Annotated in this window: 15 protein-coding genes and 1 pseudogene; 5 read left to right on the top strand and 11 right to left on the bottom strand. The window is 74.0% G+C overall.

The window, feature by feature from the left end:
* Nucleotides 1-13 precede the first annotated feature (13 nt).
* From sbnB to ACFWR9_RS23090, 5 genes are all read right to left on the bottom strand, one after another.
* Nucleotides 14-1,084: a 2,3-diaminopropionate biosynthesis protein SbnB gene (gene sbnB, locus ACFWR9_RS23110; RefSeq protein ID WP_383845213.1), complete on the bottom strand. Its 1,071-nt coding sequence runs from the start codon at nt 1,082-1,084 to the stop codon at nt 14-16.
* Nucleotides 1,081-2,112 carry a TauD/TfdA family dioxygenase gene (locus tag ACFWR9_RS23105; RefSeq protein ID WP_383845211.1) on the bottom strand — a complete coding sequence of 344 codons (1,032 nt, stop codon included), beginning with the start codon at nt 2,110-2,112 and terminating at the stop codon, nt 1,081-1,083. The genes sbnB and ACFWR9_RS23105 overlap by 4 nt, the downstream gene beginning before the upstream one ends.
* 25 nt (nt 2,113-2,137) lie before the next feature.
* On the bottom strand, nt 2,138-4,609 hold the full coding sequence (locus ACFWR9_RS23100) for an amino acid adenylation domain-containing protein (protein ID WP_383845209.1): 2,472 nt from the start codon (nt 4,607-4,609) through the stop codon (nt 2,138-2,140).
* On the bottom strand, nt 4,609-7,131 hold the full coding sequence (locus ACFWR9_RS23095) for a Pls/PosA family non-ribosomal peptide synthetase (protein ID WP_383845207.1): 2,523 nt from the start codon (nt 7,129-7,131) through the stop codon (nt 4,609-4,611). Before ACFWR9_RS23095 ends, ACFWR9_RS23100 begins: the two co-directional genes overlap by 1 nt.
* Before the next feature lie 325 nt (nt 7,132-7,456).
* Nucleotides 7,457-8,023: a DUF4383 domain-containing protein gene (locus ACFWR9_RS23090; protein WP_383845205.1), complete on the bottom strand. Its 567-nt coding sequence runs from the start codon at nt 8,021-8,023 to the stop codon at nt 7,457-7,459.
* A 167-nt stretch (nt 8,024-8,190) separates the two neighbouring features.
* Between ACFWR9_RS23090 and ACFWR9_RS23085 the strand changes: the two genes are divergently transcribed.
* The 5 genes from ACFWR9_RS23085 to ACFWR9_RS23065 all read left to right on the top strand — a co-directional run bounded on the left by ACFWR9_RS23085 (nt 8,191) and on the right by ACFWR9_RS23065 (nt 13,868).
* Complete coding sequence (locus tag ACFWR9_RS23085; protein WP_383845203.1) at nt 8,191-9,060, top strand: cryptochrome/photolyase family protein; 870 nt, start codon at nt 8,191-8,193, stop codon at nt 9,058-9,060.
* A 102-nt stretch (nt 9,061-9,162) separates the two neighbouring features.
* Nucleotides 9,163-10,308, top strand: coding sequence for a polyprenyl synthetase family protein (locus ACFWR9_RS23080; protein ID WP_383845201.1), 1,146 nt, complete (start codon nt 9,163-9,165; stop codon nt 10,306-10,308).
* Entirely contained in the window at nt 10,305-11,882 is a 1,578-nt protein-coding gene (locus ACFWR9_RS23075; protein ID WP_383845199.1) for a phytoene desaturase, read from the top strand. Before ACFWR9_RS23080 ends, ACFWR9_RS23075 begins: the two co-directional genes overlap by 4 nt.
* Nucleotides 11,869-12,864 carry a phytoene/squalene synthase family protein gene (locus ACFWR9_RS23070; protein WP_383845197.1) on the top strand — a complete coding sequence of 332 codons (996 nt, stop codon included), beginning with the start codon at nt 11,869-11,871 and terminating at the stop codon, nt 12,862-12,864. Before ACFWR9_RS23075 ends, ACFWR9_RS23070 begins: the two co-directional genes overlap by 14 nt.
* Nucleotides 12,861-13,868, top strand: coding sequence for a DUF5914 domain-containing protein (locus ACFWR9_RS23065; RefSeq protein ID WP_383845196.1), 1,008 nt, complete (start codon nt 12,861-12,863; stop codon nt 13,866-13,868). The genes ACFWR9_RS23070 and ACFWR9_RS23065 overlap by 4 nt, the downstream gene beginning before the upstream one ends.
* Here the strand turns inward: ACFWR9_RS23065 and ACFWR9_RS23060 are convergent.
* From ACFWR9_RS23060 to ACFWR9_RS23035, 6 genes and pseudogenes are all read right to left on the bottom strand, one after another.
* The gene (locus tag ACFWR9_RS23060; RefSeq protein ID WP_383845309.1) at nt 13,817-15,370 is read right to left on the bottom strand and encodes an FAD-dependent oxidoreductase; all 1,554 of its coding nucleotides are present in this window, start codon (nt 15,368-15,370) and stop codon (nt 13,817-13,819) included. The two genes, ACFWR9_RS23065 and ACFWR9_RS23060, sit on opposite strands and share 52 nt — an antisense overlap.
* 50 nt (nt 15,371-15,420) lie before the next feature.
* Nucleotides 15,421-16,155: a methyltransferase domain-containing protein gene (locus ACFWR9_RS23055; protein WP_383845195.1), complete on the bottom strand. Its 735-nt coding sequence runs from the start codon at nt 16,153-16,155 to the stop codon at nt 15,421-15,423.
* Complete coding sequence (locus ACFWR9_RS23050; RefSeq protein WP_383845307.1) at nt 16,152-17,393, bottom strand: lycopene cyclase family protein; 1,242 nt, start codon at nt 17,391-17,393, stop codon at nt 16,152-16,154. The genes ACFWR9_RS23055 and ACFWR9_RS23050 overlap by 4 nt, the downstream gene beginning before the upstream one ends.
* 29 nt (nt 17,394-17,422) lie before the next feature.
* Nucleotides 17,423-18,133, bottom strand: coding sequence for an SDR family NAD(P)-dependent oxidoreductase (locus ACFWR9_RS23045; RefSeq protein ID WP_383845193.1), 711 nt, complete (start codon nt 18,131-18,133; stop codon nt 17,423-17,425).
* A gap of 103 nt (nt 18,134-18,236) precedes the next feature.
* Nucleotides 18,237-18,626, bottom strand: a pseudogene (locus tag ACFWR9_RS23040) (FAD-dependent oxidoreductase); the annotation flags it as partial.
* 99 nt (nt 18,627-18,725) lie between these two features.
* Nucleotides 18,726-19,721, bottom strand: a complete 996-nt coding sequence (locus tag ACFWR9_RS23035) for a MerR family transcriptional regulator (protein ID WP_383845191.1) — start codon at nt 19,719-19,721, stop codon at nt 18,726-18,728.
* Nucleotides 19,722-20,051 lie beyond the last annotated feature (330 nt).

Raw genomic sequence — 20,051 nt, 5'->3', positions numbered from 1 at the left:
CGGCGGGCCGTCCTCAGCCGTGGCGCCGCAGTTCGTGGAAGAAGTCGTCGATGATCCGCAGGGTCCCGGACCGGGCGACCGCGTCGTAGACGAACTTGCCGACGGCGAGGTCGAGTACGCCCAGGCCGAACGGCGAGAAGACGACCGGCCGTCCGGCCGGGACCGTCACCCGGCCGGCCATCACGTCGTCGAGCGTGCCGTGCAGGAAGGCGCGGCTGCCGGTGAGACGTTCGGTCAGGTGGGGTGAGGTGGAGGCCCTGAGGCAGTGGTCGATGTCGTCGACGATGTTGGTGGCGGACAGGAGCACCTGGGGGGCCAGGTCGCGCAGGGACACGTGCAGCACCACCGGGTTGTGGCGGAACCAGGACGGGTCGTCGATGTGCGGCCGGTCGGCGACGGTGGCGAAGACGATCAGGTCGCTGTTGCGGACCAGTTCCTCGGCGCCGCGGTACACCGTGACCCGGCCGACGGCCCCGGACTGCTCCAGGTAGGTCCGGAAGCCGGCCGCGCTCTCGGCCGACACGTCGTGCACGCCGATGGTGTCGAAGGACCAGCCGGTGCCTTCGAGGTACGTGTGGATGTAGCGGGCGATCAGGCCCGCTCCGACGAAACCCAGCCGGGCGGGGCGGACTCGCCCCCGGCTCAGCCGGTCGGCGGCCGACGCGGCGGACGCGGCGGTCCGGGCGGCGCTGATGATCGAGCTCTCCAGACAGGCCAAGGGGTAACCGGTGTCGTGGTCGTTGAGGACGAGGACCGCCGATGCCCTGGGGAAGCCGGAGGGGACGTTGGTGGGGAAGCTCGATATCCACTTGATGCCGTCCACCCCGTTGTCGCCGCCCAGGGAGGCGGGCAGCGCGATGATCCGTGCGGTGGGCCGGTCGGTGAAACGGAGGAAGGAGGACGGCGGGTTGACGGTGCGGCCGGCACCGTGCAGGCGGTACGTCTCCTCCACGACGTCCACCACGGCCTTCTCCTCTCCCTGGAGGGCCTCCTGGACCTGACTGCCGGGGATGACGGCGAAGGGCGGCACGGACGGCGTGTCCGCGAGCGCGGTTGCGGCTGTGCCGGGTCGTACGGTGGTCATGTCGCTGTCCCTTCGGATCCTTGAGCGTGTGGCAGTACGGGGTCCCCCATCGCCACCAGCACGTCGCGCGGTCCCTCGTACGCCTCCCGGCTGTGCGCGGTACGGATGTTGTCCACGATCATCAGGTCCCCGGCCTGCCAGGGCCGGCGTACCGTGTGCGCCTCGTAGGTCTTGTTGATCTGCTCGACGACGTCCGGGGGCACCGGGTCGCCGTTGCCGTACAGGGTGTTGAAGGGGAGGCCGTCGGGCCCGTACTCCTCCACGAGGAACTCCCGGACCTCGGGGGCCGTCGTCCACTCGTTGAGGAACGCGATCTGGTTGAACCAGCAGCGCAGACCGGAGACCGGGTGGCGGACCACGGCGCCGCGGTGCTGCCGGGTGCGCAGCGAACCGTCCGGCTGCCAGGACCAGTCGATGGCGTGGGCGCGGCAGTACGCCTCGACCCCGGCGCGGTCGTCGGTGCCGAAGGACTGGGCGGGCGTGGTGCCGATCTCGTCGTGGTAGGCGCGGGTGAGTATCCAGCCCTCCCGCTCGAACCGGTCGGCCACCTCGGCGGGCAGCGACCGCAGTACGGCGGCCGAGTCGGCCACGGCGGTGGCGCCGCCCGCGGTGGGCGGCCGGAGGCAGGCGAACAGCAGGAGTCCGGGGCACCGGGTCGCGTAGCTCATCTCGTGGTGCATGCACATCGGTTGGTTCTGCGGCCATGCCGACGACGAGTAGACGCCCTCCGCGTGGCGGTCACGGGCGGCGAAGCCCTCCCGTTCGGTCATCGGAGCGGCGGCCAGCCGGTCGAGGACCGCCTCGACACCGGCCGGGTCGCGCAGGCCCAGACCGCGGACCGTCACCGCGCCGTGCTCGGCGACGAGGCCGTTCAGCGTGTTCCGGTGCTCGGCCACCCAGGCCGCGGGGTCGGGAGAGCCCTGGGCCTCCAGGACCGGCGGTGCGTCACTGTCCGGTGCCGGAATGATCCCGGTGGGTGGGACCTGCGTCGGGGCGGCCGGGTGCTTGCGGAACAGTGCGGACAGCATGGGGTCCTCCTTCGGAGGTGTCTCTTCAGGTCCCGGCCGCCGGTGCGGCGGATGCCGCGCCGGTCCGGGTGTCGAGCAGGCGGGCCAGATCGGCGAGCGCCGAATGGCCGGTGAGGTCGCTCAGGGAGATCGCCCGGTCGAGGGCGACGGCGAGCCGCACCGCCGACAGGGAGGTGCCGCCCAGCGCGAAGAAGTCGTCGCCCCGGCCGATCCGGTCGGGTGGCAGGCCGAGCACGTTCGCCCAGGCCGCCGCGAGCCGTTCCTCGGTGGGTGTCCGCGGGCGCCCGTGGTCGTGGTCGGGGGCGCCGGGTTCCTCGGCGAGTGCGGCCAGCGCCTTCCGGTCGGTCTTGCCGTTGGGGGTGAGCGGCAGGCTCTCCACCCGGTGGAAGGCGGCGGGGACCATGTACGCGGGCAGCAGGTTCGCGAGCCGCTCGCGCAGTTTGTCGGCGGATACGCCCGGGTCGCCCGCGCAGAAGGCGGCCAGTTGCCGGCCGTGGCCCTCGGGGCCGGTCACCACGACCGCGCAGTCCCGGACCCCGGCGACCCTCAGCAGCGTGTTCTCGACCTCGCCGGGTTCGACGCGGAATCCGCGGATCTTCACCTGCGCGTCCGCACGGCCGAGGAATTCCAGCTTGCCGTCGGGCCGCCAGCGGCCGATGTCGCCGCCCAGGTAGAGGCGTGCGCCCCGCCGGTGCGGATCGGGCAGGTAGGCGGTGCGGGTGCGCTCCGGGTCGTTGACGTAGCCGCGGCCGACGCACACGCCGGAGAAGGCGATGGTTCCCGGGGCTCCGAGCGGGACGGGAGCGAGGCGGTCGTCGACGACGTAGACGCGCACGTTCTGGACGGGGCGGCCCAGTGGGGTCCGGCCGGTGGCGGGCGGCTCGTCCATCACCTCGTGGTTGGTGTCGTCCGACGTCTCGGTCAGTCCGTAGGCGTTGACCAGGCGGACCCCGGGCCCGGAGTCGAACCAGCGCCGGACGAGTTCGCCCTTCAGCTCCTCGCCGGTGACCGACACGCACCGCAGGTCGGGCAGTTCGCGGGGGCGGCGTTCCAGCGCGCTCAGGACGACGTCGAGGTAGGAGGGGACGAGCTGGAGGACACCGACCCGGCCCTCGGTGATCGTGTCGAGGAAGCGGTCGGCGTCGAGGATCGCGTCCTGGCCGATCAACAGGGTGCGTCCGCCGGTCAGCAGACCCGCCAGCAGTTGCCACAGGGAGATGTCGAAGCACTGCGACGCCGTCTGCGCCACCACCGTGCCCTCGCCGATGCCCAGGTCGTCGATCTTGGCGTGGAGATGGTTGAGCAGGCCCGCGTGCTCGCACATCGCGCCCTTGGGTTCGCCGGTGGAGCCCGATGTGAAGAAGACGTAGGCGAGCCCGTGGGCCGGTACGCGCAGGCCGGGGGCCGTGCCGTCGGTGGGCCGTTCGGTGACGTCCGGGACGGGCAGTGCGCGGGTGCGGGGCAGGGAGGTGAGGGCCCGGTCCAGGTTGGCCGTGCTGTCCGGTTCGGTGAGTACGAGGTCGCAGCCGGCGCGGCCGAGCATGGTGGTCACGCGGTCGGGCGGGTAGTGAGGGTCGACGGGCAGGTAGGCGGCGCCGGCCTTGAGGACGGCGAGTACGGCGGCGGTCCAGTTCAGGTCGCGCTCGGTCGCCACCGCGACCACGTCCTCGGGGCGCACCCCCTCCGCGAGCAGGGCACGTGCCAGCCGGTTGGCGCGGGTGTCCAGCTCCCGGTACGTCCAGTGCCGGTCGCGGTGTACGACGGCGACGGCTTCGGGGTGCTTCCGGACGCGCTCCTCGAACAGTTCGTGGACGCGGCGGTCGGGCAGGTCCCTGCGCGGTCCGGCGAGTCCGTCGAGCTGGAAGCGGACCTCGTCGGGAGAGAGCAGGGTCCGCAGGTCGTGCGGGGTGTCGGGGTCGGCGGCGATCTGTTCGAGGGCGGCCAGGTGGTATCCGCCGATCCGGGCTGCGCAGCCCGCGTCCAGCGCGTCGGTGCGGTAGCGCAGGCGCAGCACGCGCCGGCCGTCCCGCTCCCCCGCCGTGACGGCGAGGACGGTGCCGTCGGGGAGGGTCGTGGACGCGTCGCCGGTCGGGTCGAGGACGGCCTCGAAGCGGCGCGTGGGCCGCGGGTGAGTGGTGGGTGCCGGCGCCGCCCGCCGGGCCGCGTGGACGAGTCGGCCCCAGGTGCCGGGGCGGATCGTCAGTTCCCAGGGCAGCGGTCCGGGGCCGGCGGACGTCAGGTGCCCGGCACGGACCGTGCGGTCGCCGGAGAGCAGCGACAGCACCTTGGCGTGCGCGGCCAGCACGATCGCGGTGAGCGGTACGCCGAGTTCACCGGCCCGCCGGTGCAGGGCCGCCGTCAGGCCGTCGGGGAGGGTGACGGTGTGCTCGGCCGTGCCGGGCACGGGTGTGCGCGTCCAGCGCGGTACGGCCGTTCCGCCGCCGTCGGCCGGAGCCTCGGGAACGGGGGCGTGCCGTTCGGTCGTCACGGTCGCCATCACGATTCGCCTCCGCCGCCGTCGGATACGGGGCGGGCCGGATTGCCCACCCAGCGGGCGCGGGCGGGCACGGTCTCGCCCTTCATCAGGAACACGTCCGCCGCCAGTTCCGCCCCGTCGCCGACCGTCACGCCGTAGTGCACGAGGGCGCCGACTCCGAGGGTGCAGCCGGAGCCGATCACGCTGCGGTCCGACTTGAAGGTGCCGTCCTCCTGCGAGTGGCACTGCACGACACTGCCCGCGTTGAGCGTGCAGTCGTCGCCGATGGTGACCATCGGGCGCTCGGTCAGGCTGCAGCCGTCGTCGAAGACCCGGGCTCCGACCCGGACACCGAGCATGCGCCACACGACGCTCTTGAACGGTGTGCCGTTGAGGACCGGGAAGTACGTCTCGAAGGGGATCTTCCAGTAGCGTTCCCGCAGCCAGAACCGGGGGTCGTAGATCGAGCAGAACAGCGGTCCCGGGGGATGCAGGGCAATGACGGCCCGCTCCACCAGGACGACGTACATGAGGGCGAAGGGCAGCAGGACGGCGTTGGCCAGCGCGATGACCGCCGTGCCCCACTGCGGGTACAGGCTCCCCGCCGACGCGTAGAGAAGGGTGACGCAGAAGAAGAACAGCCAGCCCGTGAACAGGTGACAGGCCATCGTCGTCGCGTTGTGGCGGTTCTTGGCCGCCAGCCGGCGGCGCAGTCCGTCTCCCTCCTTCAGCTCGTCGAAGGTGCTGTCCCGCGGCACCGAACGCGGGATCTCGAAGGAGGGGGAGCCGAGCAGCCCGACGTCGTGCCGCACCGGACCGTCGAGGGGGATGTTCACCTTGGTCGCCAGGAGGCAGTTGTCGCCGGTCCTGCCGCCCGGAGGATAGGCGATCCGGTTGCCGAGGAAGTTGTGCGCGCCGATGGCGGTCCGCGTCAGCCGGAACGAGGAGCCCGAGTACTCGGCGTTCATCAGCGAGAGGCCGTCGGCGACCATGGTGCCGGTGCCGACCACGCTGACGAAGGGGCTCTCGTGCTTGACCACGGTGCCGAAGTTCGAGCCGGTCTGCTCGATCCGGCACAGGTCGTACCCGATCCAGCGCAGGTAGTGCACGATGCTCGTGCTGTCGCCGAACAGTCGGGTGAGGGACTTCCGGTTGCTGATCAGGGCCGTCGCCCGGTGCAGGCCGTGATGAAGGCCGTAGAGCGGGTACGTCCGGCCGGGGACGACCCATCTGCTCGTCAGACGCGGGACGGTCCCCACGACCACGATCGCGAGGAGCACGGCACCGAAGAAGGTCACGGACGTGATCACCAGCAGGTCGGCGTAGAACACCCAGCCGGCCGGTGTCACGCGTCCCTGGCCCGGCACCGAGGCACCCACCAGGACGCGGCCGAGCAGTACGTCGACCATCCCCACCGCGAGCGGCAGGTAGACCAGCAGCGCCGTCAGGAGCAGGAAGGTTCCGTAGCCGGCGCGCCGTGCGGTGCCGCAGCGGGCGGGCTCCACCCGGCGGAAGTCGGGGCCGCCCGGCTGCGCGGGTGACCCGTACCAGCGCTCGCCGTCCGGGACCGCCTGGCCGGTGTGCAGCGAGGAGGCGTGGCCCAGCTGGGAGCCGCGCCCGAGTGAGGTGCCGATGTCCAGGACGGTCGCCTCGCCGACGACCGCGTCGGGGCCGAGGGCGACGGAGCCCGTCTCGATCACTCCGTCGGTGGCGCGGTAGCAGTTGAGCAGCGAGTCCTTGCGGACGACCGTGCCGTCGCCGATCGTCAGCAGATCGGTGCACACGGGCAGGCCGCGCGACAGGAACGTCACTCCTCGGCCGATGCGCGCCCCCAGCGCCCTCAAGTACAGGGGGTACAGCGGTGTGCCGGCGAACAGGACGAGGGGGCTCGCCCGGATCAGCGCCTTGACCAGCCAGAAGCGGACGTAGACGAGGCTCCAGACCCGGAACCGGGTCGGCGTCCACCGGCCGATGAGCAGCCACTTCGCGATCACGGGGAGGGCGGACAGGACGACGAGGAGCACGGCGCCGAACGCGACGGACCTCAGGTAGGTGTCGAGTACGCCGGTTCCGGCGGAGATCCAGTCGTAGCCCAGGGCGGTGACGACGGCGAGGAGCCCCGCGTAGCCGAAGTAGCTCAGGACTTGCAATGCGCCGCAGAGCACATGGTGGGGCCGGCCCGTCGGCGGCGCCCGCGTCACCGGCGCCTCGCACACGGTCGTCGCGGGCTCGGGAGCCGACTTCTGCGTGTGCGCGAGCGCCGCCGTCAGGGCGCCGACGCTCGGATGCCGGTAGATGTCGCGCATCGACACGGACGGCAGGTCCGGCCGCTTCCTGACCCGCGCGCAGAAGTGTGCCATCACGAGGGAGTCGGCGCCGAGGTCGTTGAAGAAGTGACTGTCCGGGTGCACCTCCTCCACGTGGACCACGTCGGCGAGCAGCTGGGCGAATATCTCCTGCGTACCGTCGGCCGAGGAATCCGCGGACTCTCCGGGAAGGTGGGCGGGGGTCGTCTTCCGCACCTCTAGCCGCTGTCCCGTCATGAGGGCTCCCTGGGCTGCTGTCTGTCGGACGTCTTGCCGTCTGCCAGGTATTCGTCGCCGGGAGGGAGAGGTATGAGGGGAGCGCGGGTTTTCTTGCCCGGAGAGGTCCGCGACTTCCGCTACGGCTGGGTCGGCATCGACGACGGGAGTTTCGACTTCCCGCCGGACACCGTTCGTGTACGGGAGGCTCTCCCGGTACGGCGCGGCAAGGGACTCGTTCTGTCAGGGGCCGGGGGGTCGGGGATTCACCGCTCGCCGCCGGTGACGGGGTGACCGGGCGGACCGAAGGGCGGATGGGCTCCGGCCTGCCGGCCTTCGCGGGTGCTCACCGACGACCGCGACGCGGAGGCTTCGCCGCCCCGGGCAGGGCTCGGGCGGCGTCCGCCGTACCCGGCAGGGCGCTCCGCGCGGCCGCTTCCTCCCGCGCCGCCTGCTCGGGGTGGATCGCCGCCCAGTAGGGGTTGTCGTGCGAGAGCTTGCTGGAGACCCGGCCGTACATGCCGAACGTGGCGATGAACAGTCCCATGACGAAGCTGAAGATCACGTTGGCCATGCCGAAGCCCAGGATGTTGGCCGGGCGGTCCAGCACGAAGATGTGGGCGAAGCCGCTGAGGAAGAAGAGCGCGCCCACCACGATGTTGAGGGTGGAGGCGAAGTTGCCGCCGATCACCGCCCCGCCGAGCAGCGCCAGTCCCACCACGGTGGAGATGACGCTGAGGGCGACGTTCGTGGTCATTCCGGCGACCGTGTCGCCCTCCGTGCGGAACGGGCTGAGGGTGTCGGCGAAACCGAGGGCGGCGAAGGCCAGCAGGACGAGACCGCAGAACCCGGCACCGTAGCGGTAGACGCTCGCGAGGTGGTGATCGACGGGCAGTTCGTCTCGTAGCTTCATGCACCTGTTTCGCCGGCCGCGCCCGGATCGGATGCGCCGGTACGTCGTTCACCCGGGTGGACCAGAGGGCTCGCCGCGTACTCCGTCGCGACGGGCGCGGTCGTGCCGTTGCGGTCATGATCTCGTACGAGAGACGGAATCGGAGTGAGCGCCGGGAGGAAGCGGTCATGGGAAGCACCGTGCACTGGCTCTTCGGGGACCAGCTCGGGCCGCACTTCCTCGCGCCGGGCGAACACGGGCCCGGCGGGGACACACCGCTGCTGATGGTGGAGGCCCGGTCGGTGTTCCGGCGGAGTCGCTTCCACCGGGCCAAGGCGCACCTGGTGCTCTCCGCCATGCGGCACCGGGCAGCCGAACTGGGCGACCGGGTGACCTATGTGCGGGCCGACACCTACCGGGAAGGGCTCGACCGGGCCGCCGGCGGACGGCCGGTCACCGTCCACCACCCGACCTCGTACGCCGCTGTCCGACTGGTGCGCTCCCTCCCCCGGGTCACCGCCGGGCCGGCGCGGGGGTTCATGGTGCCGACGGACGACTTCGCCACGTGGGCGGACGGGCACGGTGGCGGGCGGCTGCGGCAGGAGGACTTCTACCGCTGGGTGCGCCGGCGGCACGAGCTGCTGATGGACGGGGACAGCCCGGCGGGCGGTCGCTGGAACTTCGACCACGACAACCGGCAGCCGCCCCCGCGCGAGGCCGACACCCTGCCGGTTCCCGCGCCCTACCGGCCGCGCGAGGTCGTCGGCATGTCCCAGTACGCCGACGGGGGCCGGATGACGACCAAGCCGTACACGTCGGGCGGAGCCTACGTGCACCGGATGAGCGACCTGTGCGGGCCGTGCCGCTACCGGCCGGGGGACCGGACCGGCGAGCACGCCTGCCCCTACACCGCGGGCTACTGGACCTTCCTCGACCGGCACCGGGAACGGCTCGGCCACAACCACCGCACCGCCCGTCCGGTCCGCCGGCTGGACCGGCTCACCGACCTGGCCGACGTGCGCCGCCAGGAACGGGCCCGCGGCGACGCGCCCCCTTGAGCAACGAGCCTTGGGCAACGGGCGGGAATTCGGCGCATCCGTTCGGGCCCGCCCGGCGGAAGCACGGGTGTGCAGGTGACCGAGAGCGAGAAGGGGTTGTGCATGCTGGGACCGCCGTCCACGGTGGCCGAGCCGGTCAGACCGGCCGACGGCCCGCTCACGGCCCGCGACGCCGTCCAGGCCGCCGAGGCGGAACTCGAAACCGTCCTCGACGCCAGGCTGCGGCAGGCCCGCGAGGTCGATCCCGTGTACGCCCACGACGTCGCCGAGCGCGTCGCCGCCTTCGTACGGCGCGGCGGCAAACGGCTGCGCACGGCGTTCGCGTGGTGCGGGTGGCGGGCCGCCGGCGGAGCCGGGGACGCCACGGCGGTCCTGCGCACGGGCGCGGCCCTCGAACTCGTCCAGGCGTGCGCGCTCGTCCACGACGACGTGATGGACGGATCACCGCTGCGCCGCGGCGCGCCGGCGGTCCACGTCGACCTCGCCCGCACGCACCGGGCCGCGGGGATGAACGGTTCCGCCGATGCCTTCGGCGCGTCCGCCGCCGTACTCGTCGGCGATCTGGCCCTGGCGTGGGCGGACGACCTGCTGACCGAGACGGCGCTCGGCTCGCCGTACGGCGCCCGGCTGCACCGAGAGTGGCAGGACATGCGCGGCGAGATGGTCGCCGGCCAGTACCGGGACCTCCACGCGCAGGCCACCGGGGCGTTGGGCGTCGACGAGGCGCTGAGCGTCGCCACCCTCAAGAGCGCCCTGTACACGGTCGAACGCCCGCTGGCGCTGGGCGCGGTACTGAACGGTGCCGACGGGCCCGCCCTGGGCGCGCTGCGGGCCGCCGGACGGTGTGCCGGGCTCGCCTTCCAGCTCCGCGACGACCTGCTCGGCGCCTTCGGCGACCCGGCGGTGACGGGCAAACCGGCCGACGACGACCTGCGCACGCGCAAGCTGACGTGTCTGCTCGCCGTCGGCCTCAGGGCCGCCGAGGCCACCGGCGACGAGGACGCCGCCGCCGCGCTGGCCCCGGGGACGCGGCCCGGGCCGGACGACGTGGTGCGCCGGATGCGCGACGCGCTGGAACGCACCGGGGCGCGGGCCGTCGTCGAGTCGACCATCACGGAGCTGGCCGCGAAGAGCCTGCGGCACTTCGCCCGGACCGGCGCGGAGCCCGCCGTACGCCGTGAGTTCACCGCACTGGTCGAGCAGGCGTCCGGTGTCGTCGCGGGGCGCACCACCGGGGAGGCCGCGTGAGGACGGTGACGGGGCCGACGGATCACGTGGTCGTGGTGGGCGCCGGACTCTCCGGTCTCGCCTGCGCACTGCACCTGCTGGGCGCGGGCCGCCGGGTGACGGTCGTCGAACGGGACGACGGGCCGGGCGGCCGGGCGGGCCGGGTGAGTCTCGGCGGCTACGAGATCGACACCGGGCCCACGGTGCTGACCATGCCGCACCTGGCCGACGAGGCGTTCGCCGCCGTGGGCGACCGCCTCGACCGTCATGTCGAGCTGATGCCCCTGCATCCGGCGTACCGGGCGTGTTTCGCCGACGGGACCGCCCTCGACGTCCACACCGACGGCGAGGCGATGGAGGCGGAGGTGCGGCGGTTCGCCGGTCCTGCCGAGGCGGCCGGCTACCGCGGGCTGCGGAACTGGCTGGAGCGGCTGTACCGGGCGCAGATGCGGCGCTTCATCGACACGAACTTCGACTCGCCCTTCCAACTGCTGCACCCCGACCTGGCCCGGCTGGCGGCGCTGGGCGGTTTCGGGCGGCTGGACCGGCGGATCGGCCGTTTCATCGCCGACCCGCGGCTGCGCCGTGTCTTCTCCTTCCAGGCGCTGTACGCCGGTGTGGCTCCGGCCCGGGCCCTCGCGGCCTACGCGGTGATCGCCTACATGGACACCGTGGCCGGCGTCTGGTTCCCCAAGGGCGGCATGCACGCGCTGCCCCGCGGGATGGCGGACGCGGCGGGCGCGGCGGGGGCCGGGTTCCGCTGGTCGTCCGAGGTGACGTCGCTGGAGCGGTCGGCGGGCCGGGTGCGTGCCGTGCGGCTGTCCTCGGGCGAACGGATCCCCTGCGACGCCGTGGTGCTGACCTGCGAACTGCCCGCCGCGCACCGGCTGCTGGGCCGCGCGTCGAGGCGTCCGCTGCGGCTGCGCCACTCCCCCTCGGCGGTCGTGCTGCACGCCGGAACCGACCGGACGTGGCCCGGTCTCGCCCACCACACGCTGTCCTTCGGCGGCGCCTGGGAAGCCACCTTCGACGAACTGACCCGCACGGGGAGGCTGATGAGCGACCCTTCCCTGCTGATCACCCGGCCGACGGCGCACGACCCCGGCCTCGCACCGCCGGGCCGGCACCTCCATTACGTTCTCGCCCCGTGCCCGAACACCGAGGTGGGGCCCTCCGCCGCCGCGTGGCGGGATCTGGGGCCGCGCTACCGGGACGGCCTGGTCGCCGAGCTGGAGCGGCGGGGCCTGGACGGGTTCGCGGCCGGTGTCCGGGAGGAGCTGCTGGTCACGCCGCTGGACTGGGCGGCGCAGGGGCATGCGGCGGGCAGCCCGTTCTCGGTCTCCCACACCTTCGCCCAGACCGGCCCGTTCCGCCCGCGCAACCTGGTGCACGGCGTGGACAACGTCGTACTGGCGGGCTGCGGCACCACTCCGGGCGTCGGCGTGCCGACGGTGCTGATCAGCGGCAAGCTCGCCGCCGCCCGCGTCACCGGCGGGGCCCGTGCCGCCGCCCGTACCGTGCACCCCCGTCCGGCGCGGCGAGCCGAGTGTGCCGATGCCACCCCGACCGCGGAAGGCTCCCATGGCCCGTCGTGAACTGGATGCCGCGCACATCACCGATCCCGGCCTGCGCGCCGCCTACACCCTGTGCAGACGGCTCAACGCCCGCCACGGCAAGACCTACTTCCTGGCCACCCGCCTGCTCCCGCTGGAGCGCCGCGCCTGCGTGCACGCGCTGTACGGCTTCGCACGCTGGGCCGACGACATCGTCGACGACCTGGACCGGCACCGGACGCCCGGGGAACGCGACCGGCTGCTGCGGGTCCTGGAGAGCGACCTCGCGCACGGGCTGCGGACCGGTGAGGGGGCCGAGCCCGTGGTCCGGGCGGTCGCCGACACCGCCGAACACCACGGCATCGAGCACTCGCTGTTCGCCGACTTCCTCGTGTCGATGCGCGGCGATCTGCACGTCACGGACTATCCCACCTACGCCGACCTGCGCGCCTACATGCACGGCTCGGCCGCGGTGATCGGCCTGCAGATGCTGCCGGTGCTGGGCACGGTCGTCCCCCGCGAGGAGGCGGCACCGCACGCGGCGGACCTCGGGGTGGCCTTCCAGCTCACCAACTTCCTGCGGGACGTCGGCGAGGACCTGGACCGGGGCCGCGTGTACCTCCCGGCCGACCTGCTCGCCGCGCACGGTGTGGACCGGCCGCTGCTGGAGTGGAGCCGCCGCACGGGACGCCGGGACCCGCGGATCCGCGCGGCGCTCGTCGCCGTCGAGGCCATGACGAGGGAGGTGTACCGGGCGGCGGAGCCGGGCATCGCCATGCTCGATCCGCGGGTGCGTCCGTGCGTCCGCACCGCGTTCACGCTCTACGGCGGGATTCTCGACGCGATCGCGGAGCAGGACTACGCCGTGGTGCACCGCCGTGTGGTGGTGTCGCGCGGGCGTCGCGCGGTCACGGCCGCCGCCGGAGTGGTGGGCGTCGTGGGCGCGCGCAGGCGTGCCCGCGCCGCGCACCCGGCGCCTTGGACGGGCGATGCGGCGCCCCGGACGAAAGGACCCGTGCGGTGAGTGACCGAGCGGACCGGGCGGGCTGGACCCCGCCGCTGCGGCGGCGCGGCCGGTCGGACTGGGCGACCCAGGCCCCGACCTGGCGGGAGGCGCGCCCGGCACTGATCGACGACGCCCTCAAACGGGCCTCGGCGCGTCCCTCGGGCAACTGGTTCGTCGTCGGTGCCGCACGGGACGTGCGCACCGGTGGCCGCCCCTACGGCAGAACCGTGGGCGGCACGGAGGTGGTGCTGTGGCGGTCGGACTCCGGTGAGCTGCACGCGGGTCCGGGGGCGTGCCCGCATCTGGGCGCGCCCCTGCGGGAGAGCCGGGTGGTGTGCGGGACGCTGGTGTGCCACTGGCACGGACTGGCTCTGGACGGCGGGCCGTTCGCCGGCTGGGAGCCGTACCCGGTCCACGACGACGGAGTCCTGGTGTGGGTCCGGCTGGACGTGGTCGGCGGCGAGGAGCCCTCGGAGCGTCCCGTGGTCCCGGAGCGGCCCGCGGCGGGCGGCGGGGTGGACGCCGTCTTCACGGCCGTCGGGGGGTGCGAGCCGCAGGACGTGGTCGCCAACCGGCTCGATCCGTGGCACGGCTCGTGGTTCCACCCGTACTCGTTCGTGGACCTGACGGTGGCCCGGCCGCCGCTGGGCGACGCGGACGACGTCTTCGTCGTCGACGTGTCGTTCCGGGTGACGGGCCGTCTGGTGGTGCCGGTCCGGGCGGAGTTCACCGCGCCGGAGCCGCGTACGGTCGTCATGCGGATCACGGAGGGTGAGGGGTCCACGTCCGTCGTGGAGACCCATGCCACGCCGCTGACCGCCGAGGGGGCCGCGCGTCCGCGGACCGCCGTCGTGGAAGCGGTCGTCGCGGCCTCCGACCGGCGGGGCTTCGCGCTCGCGCGGGCCGCCGCGCCGGTGCTGCGGCCGTTGATGCGCCTGACGGCCGGGCGGCTGTGGCGCGACGACCTCGCCTACGCGGAGCGGCGGTGGGCGCTGCGGAGCACGGGCCGGTTCCCGGGCTGAGCGCGGCGGTTCCCGGCCCGGCCGAGCGCCCGCAGTACGGGTGACCGGCCGGCCCGGGGCACCGTCCACAGCACCTGGCCCCGCACTCCCCAGCCCGCGAGCAGCACCCCGGCAGCCAGGAACCCGGTGGTGGCCGCGCGTTCCATGAGGGCCACGGGCAGGTCGCAGCGGATGGCGTCGCCGGCCAGCGTCACGTTCGGGTGGGGGGTCAGGACGGTGGGCCGCCGGGAGTAGGAGCCGACCGGGAAGAGGGGGCAGTCCGCGCGCCATTCGTGCCGGGCGTCGACGGTCCGGGCACTCCGTGTCTCGGGGTAGACCCGGCGGAGGCTGTCGAGGAGGCGGTTCTGCACGGTCTCGGGGTGGGCGTCGGCGGGGACCGCGTAGGCGTGCAGTTCGACCACCGAGCCTCCGGTCCGGGCGGCCCAGCGGGCGGCCTCCCTCTCGTAGCGCTCCAGCACGCTGATGTTGTCCAGTCCGTCGTATCCGCTGGTGCCGAGGAACCCGGCGCGGTCGGCGTGGACCGGTCGGTCCAGCCAGAGCCGGGAGACGAGGAAGGGCGGTGCGGTGCCGAGCGAGGCGATGTCCTCGCGCCAGGCCGGCGTGCCGAGCCCGGGTGACGCGCCGGCGAGGCCGCGCAGGGCTCCGGGGTCGAGGGCGAGCACCGCGGCGTCGTACCGGTCCACGGCGTCGTCGCACCGCAGTTCCACTCCCCCGTCGTCGTCCGGGTGGACGCCGCGCACGGGTGTGCCGGTGCGGATGTCGGTCCCGAGGCGCTGGAGGTAGTCGCCGAGCGGGTCCCACAGGGCCTGGGGGAACGGCTCGTCCGGTACGTCGAAGAGCAGGCCCTCGGCCGAGCCGAGGAAGTAGATGTGGAACATCAGCAGCAGTTCCGCGGCGGACAGTTCACGCGGGTCGGCGAAGAAGCTGCGGGAGAACACCTCGAAGGCCAGATGGTGCGCGGCCTCGGGGAAGCGGACGCGTTCCAGGAACGCCGTGGCGCTCATGGAGTCGAAGCGGTCGTAGACCTCGGGCACCCGGACGTCGAGGAGCGGCAGGGCGGCCCGGGCGTCCATGGCGGCGAGGTCGCGCCAGCCGAAGGTGGGGCTCAGGGCGACGAAGCCGAGCGCGCTGAGCGGCGGGGTGCGCGGGACCCGGGCGAAGCTGTCGGTCAGCCCGCCGCTGTGCCGCAGCGGGTAGTCGGGCAGCGGGCGCAGCCGGTCGAGTCCGGGGTCGGTACGCCGCAGCAGGCCGCGCAGGTTGTAGTACTGGCGGAAGAAGGCGTGGAAGCCGCGGCTCATGGTGGCCTCGGACCCGTCGGCGAGGCGGGTGGGCCGGCCCGCGAGCCGGCCGCCGAGTGTCTCCTCGCGTTCGTACAGGGTCACGCGGGCGCCGCGTTCGGCCAGCAGGGTGGCCGCGGCGAGACCGGCGATTCCCCCGCCGACCACGGCGACGGCCGGGGCGTCCACGGGGTCGAAGCGGTCCCGGCCCGGTGCGGGCATCATGATCTCGGCCTTGCGGTCGCGTCCGCGCCGGGCCGCCGGCCGGGCGGCGCTCACCGGGCCGCCTCCGCCTGCGGGGCGGCGGCACCGTTGCGGGCCAGGAAGGTGTGCACGATGCCGGTCTGCCAGCCGGCGACGGGGGCCGCGCGTACGCCGGTGAACCCCGCGTCGCTCAGGCGCGCCGTGAAGGCGGGAGCGGTGTCGAAGTGGACGACGCTGTGCCACAGGTGCCGGTACAGGGCGCGGTCGCCGCTCAGGGTGCCCGCGGGGATGATCAGGCCCCGGCAGACGGCCGTCCACAGGGCGTGGTGGGCGGCGGAGCCGCTGAGGCTGTACTCGTGGACGGCGAGCCGGCCGCCCGGCCGCAACAGGGTGCGGACCGCGGCGAGGACCTCGTCCGGGTCGGTGACGTTGCGGAACAGGTAGGCGGCGAAGACCGCGTCGTACGGTCCCTCGCCGGTCGTGACGACTTCCTCGGCGGTCAGGTGCCGGAAACGGACGCGGGCCGGCCAGGGTTTGGCGAGGGCGCGCCGCAGCATCCCCGCCGAGGCGTCGACGGCGGTGATCCGGGCGCGGGGTGCGGCCCGCAGCAGGGCTCGGGTGGAGGCGCCGGTGCCGCAGCCGAGGTCCAGGACGTGCAGGCCGGCGCCGGCGCGGGGCAGCCGGAGCCGGCGCGCCGAGCGCAGGAGGTCGGTGCGGTAGCCGGGGTTGAGGGCCGTGAGCCGGTCGTAGGTGTGCGAGGCGTGGTCGAAGGCGCGTGCCAGGTCGTGGTCGCGCAGGAGTGTCATCGGTGGTTCTCTCCGGTTCGTGGGGTGCCGTGCGGGCGCCGGGGCAGGAAGGGGAGTTCTAGGGCGGTGCGGAGCATCGGGCCCACGGGGGTGCGCAGGCCGATGCCCCATTCCTCCCACGGGGTGGTGTCGCCGTCGAGGAAGCGCAGCAGCCGGTGCGGCGGGATCCGCCGGAAGAGGCCGGTGAAGAATTCGGGGCCGTTGATCCGGCCGGTGTCCAGGGCCCGCAGCAGCACCGCGTCCATGGCGAGGGCCCGCCGCCCGTGCGGAGGCGGCACGAGGGCGCGGCCCTGGTGCAGGGCCGCGGCGATCGCCCGGCTCTGCCGTTGCACGGCGGCGAAGGTGTATCCGGTCGCCGGGCGGGTGGCACCGCCGGCGGTGCCGATCCGGAACACGGCGGGGCCCACCCGGCGGGCGAAGCGCGCGTCGGTCATGGGGATGACCCCCTGTTCCGCCGACTCCACGGTGAACGCGCCGAGTTTCAGGACGTCGTGGGTGTAGTGGGCCAGCGCCGCCTCGTACGCCTCGGTGGTCAGCGGGGTCCGGGAGAACTCGGTGTACTCGACGAGCGCACGGTCCGGCGCCAGGGGCAGTACGTAGCCGAAGGCGAGGCCGTGGGGCGGTTGCGGGACGCGGAAGTCCATGAGGTCGGCGACGTCGGGGTCGAACCGGGGCGCGTCGGTGCGCAGGAACCAGCCGCGGAAGTGCTGCGCCAGCTGTGTCCGGGCCGGGGGCAGGGCGGGCCTGGGGCGGGAGTCGAACACATGGCGTGCGCGGAGCAGCCGCGTGTGGCCGTCGGGGGTGGTGCAGCGTACCTCCGCCGTGCCGTCGGCGCTGTTGCGCACCGTGTCCGCCGTCGCGCGCAGGACCCGCACGCCCGGCGTTTGGGCCAGCCGCGCGTGCACCAGCCGTTCGAAGTCCGTGGACCGGAGCATGCGGTAGCGCAGGGGTGCCGGGTGGACGGTGACGGCGCGGCCGTCGCTGCCGTGGACGCGCAGCCGTGACCAGGAGGCGCTGATCGCCGCGTCGAAGTCGTCGGCGCCGTGGGTGTCATGGGTGTGGGGGTCATGGATGTCGCGGGTGTCGTGGTCCCAGTAGCACCAGGTCCGTTCGGGGGGACGCAGCGGGCCGTCCGGGGCCTCCACGAGGGTGACGGTCGGGGAGGCGGAGGTCGTCAGCCGGAGCGCGAGGCTGAGTCCGGCCGCGCCGCCGCCGACGATGACGACGTCCGACGTCATGTCGGGCGCGGGGGCGGGGACAGGCCGGCTCACCTGGCGCGCCGTTCGACGACGGGTGTTCCGTCCGGGTCGGTGCGGACCAGTTCGGCGTCCGCTTCCAGCGCGTCGGCGACGGCCGCCACGACCCGGTGCGGGTCGCCTCCGGCCGGCATCGGCGGGGCCGTGCCCGCGACGGGCCTGTCGGCGAAGCCCGTGTCGAGGTGTCCCGGCCGGGCCTCCAGGACCCGGATGCCGTCGGCCCGTACCTCGCGGCGGGCCGCGTCGAGCCAGGCGCTCAGCGCCGCCTTGGACGCGCTGTAGTCGGCCATGCCCGCCTGGGGGCGCCGTGCGACGACACCGGTGAAGGCGGCGACGGCCGAGCCGGGGCCCAGGACGGTGAACGCGGCGCGGAAGAAGGCGGTGGGCGCGAGGACGTTGACCGCTGCCAGGTGCTCCGCGATCTCGTCGCCGACCTCCGCCGCCGGACCGAAGGCCACCGACCCGAAGGCAGTGACGACGGCGTCCAGCCCGCCCAGCGCCGTCGCCGCGTCGTGGACCGCGCGGGCGCAGGACGCGGGGTCGTAGGCGTCGAACAGGACGGTCGGGGCGCCCGGGTGGGCGCGTGCGCCTGCCGCGAGCCGCGCGGGGTCGCGTCCCGCCAGTGCCGGACGCGCTCCCCGGCCCCGGAGTTCGGCGGTGAGGGCACCGCCGAGGACGCCGGTGGCACCGGCCACCAGCACGCGCGCGCCGTCGAGGTTCACTGTCCACTCCCGATCGCAGGGGCAGGGCGGCGGTGTCGCCCGTCATCCGTGTGTTCCGTGTGCCGGCCCGTGATGGATGCGGCGGGTGCCGTCCGGTCGACGGTCAGTCGCCGGCCCGGTCCGCGAGCAGTTCCCGGGCGGCCCGGGTGCCCGAGGCGAGGGCGCCCTGCACACTCCCGGTCGCGCGGTGGTCGCCGCAGACGTACCGGCCCTCGGAGACACGCGTCGTGCGGCTCGTCGGCCACGGCGGTTTCATGGCGGGCAGTGCTCCCCGGACGATGTACGTGGCGACCGGTGCCCAGTCGCCGGTGTCGGTGCCGTACCGGTCCGTGCGCATCCGGCCGCCCACGCCGTCGGACGCCTCCAGCAGCGTCACCCGCCGTCCGGCGCGGCACAGGTCCAGCGCGCAGGCCAGACCGGCGAGCCCCGCTCCGACGACGACCGTGTCCGGAGTCCCGTGGTGGTGAGTCGTCATGCGCGCCCCTCCTTCGACACCGGCCTCCGCCCTTCGGGAGACCGGATCCACCCGAGCACGTTCCGCCCGGTGAGGCCAGGCGGCACCGCCGTCGGGTACCCGAGAGGACGAGCCACGTCACCTGTGTACGACCGACTCGAACGCCGCGACGGCCTCCGAGAGACCCGGCGGGTGCGGCAGCCCCGGTGAGGTCCGCCCCGCCCAGCCGGGGCCGAGCGTCAGCACGACGGGCTTCCTGCGGGCGCCGCGCACGCCCCACTCGATCGCCGAGACGTGCTGGGCGAGCGGCCGGCTGGCCGTGGTGCGGGACTGCGCCCACAGCCCCACCGCGGCCGGGCCGGTCCTGCGGACGGCGGCCACGAGCGACTCGACGGGCAGCGCGCCGCCGAACATGCGTACCGGCAGGCCCCGTTCGGCCAGCGCGGCGGCCAGGACCTCCAGGGGCAGCGTGTGGTTCTCCGCGGGCACACAGGCGAGCACGGTGGTGGCGCCGGGCCGGTCGGCGACGACGGGCGGCGCGTGGCGGCGCAGGGCGCCGGAGACGTGCCAGGACAGGAAGTGCTCGACCTCGACGTACCGCTCGCCCGCGGTCTCCCACTTGCGTCCGACGGCCTGGAGCGTGGGCATGATCACCTCCGTCCAGGCCGGGACCAGGCCGTGCTCCTCGATCGCGTCCTCCAGCAGCTTGTCGAGGGCGGCGGCGTCGAGACGCAGGGCCGCGCGGGCGATGCCCTTGCACTCCTGACGTACGTCGCCGAGCCGCATGCCGGTGCCGGCGTGGCTGCGTTCCGGGGGCGCCGGGGGCACGGGAGGGGTGGCGCGCGAGGGCGGGTCCGGGGCGGCTCCGCCGAGGGCCAGGCGGGCGGCCTCGGCGGGCGGGAGCCCGGTCGCCGTCAGCGCGCACATCCGTTCCAGCCGGGCGAGGTCGTCGGCGGTCCAGCGGCGGTGCCGGCCGCCGGTGTGCGCGGCGGGACCGAGCCCGTAGCGGCGGTCCCACGACCGGACCGTGGTCGGCGCCACCCCCAGACGGCGCGCCACCTCACCGGTGGTCAGGCCGCCGCCGCGCCGGGCATCCGCCTCGGCATTCGTCTCATCGTCCCTGTTCAGACGCATGTTCCCATCTTACGACGCACAAACGACGCATGTTGTGCGCGTCGTTCGCTCTCACAAGACTGTTTCCAGGGCTGCTGCCAACCAACACACGCCGTCCGGAACCCGCCGCGCGGGTGGCTCTCCGCCTCGGACAGCGCAGACGGCAGGAGGAACAGGTCATGAGCACCGAAGCGCGCGACTCCTACGTCGCCGCCGGCCCGCTGGAGAGCGTCTCTAGAATTCTGTGGTTGCCCGGGTGTTTCGGGCTTTTCGGGCGCGGCGTGGCCGTGTGCGGTCGCCATCGGTGGGTCCGATCCTCGGGGTGAGGGGGTGGACTGGGGTGGCGTGCAG

This window comes from Streptomyces sp. NPDC058534 (assembly GCF_042717365.1).
GTDB lineage: Bacteria > Actinomycetota > Actinomycetes > Streptomycetales > Streptomycetaceae > Streptomyces.
Note: the sequence above shows the minus strand (reverse complement) of the source record. Positions and strands in the feature narration are given on the sequence as shown.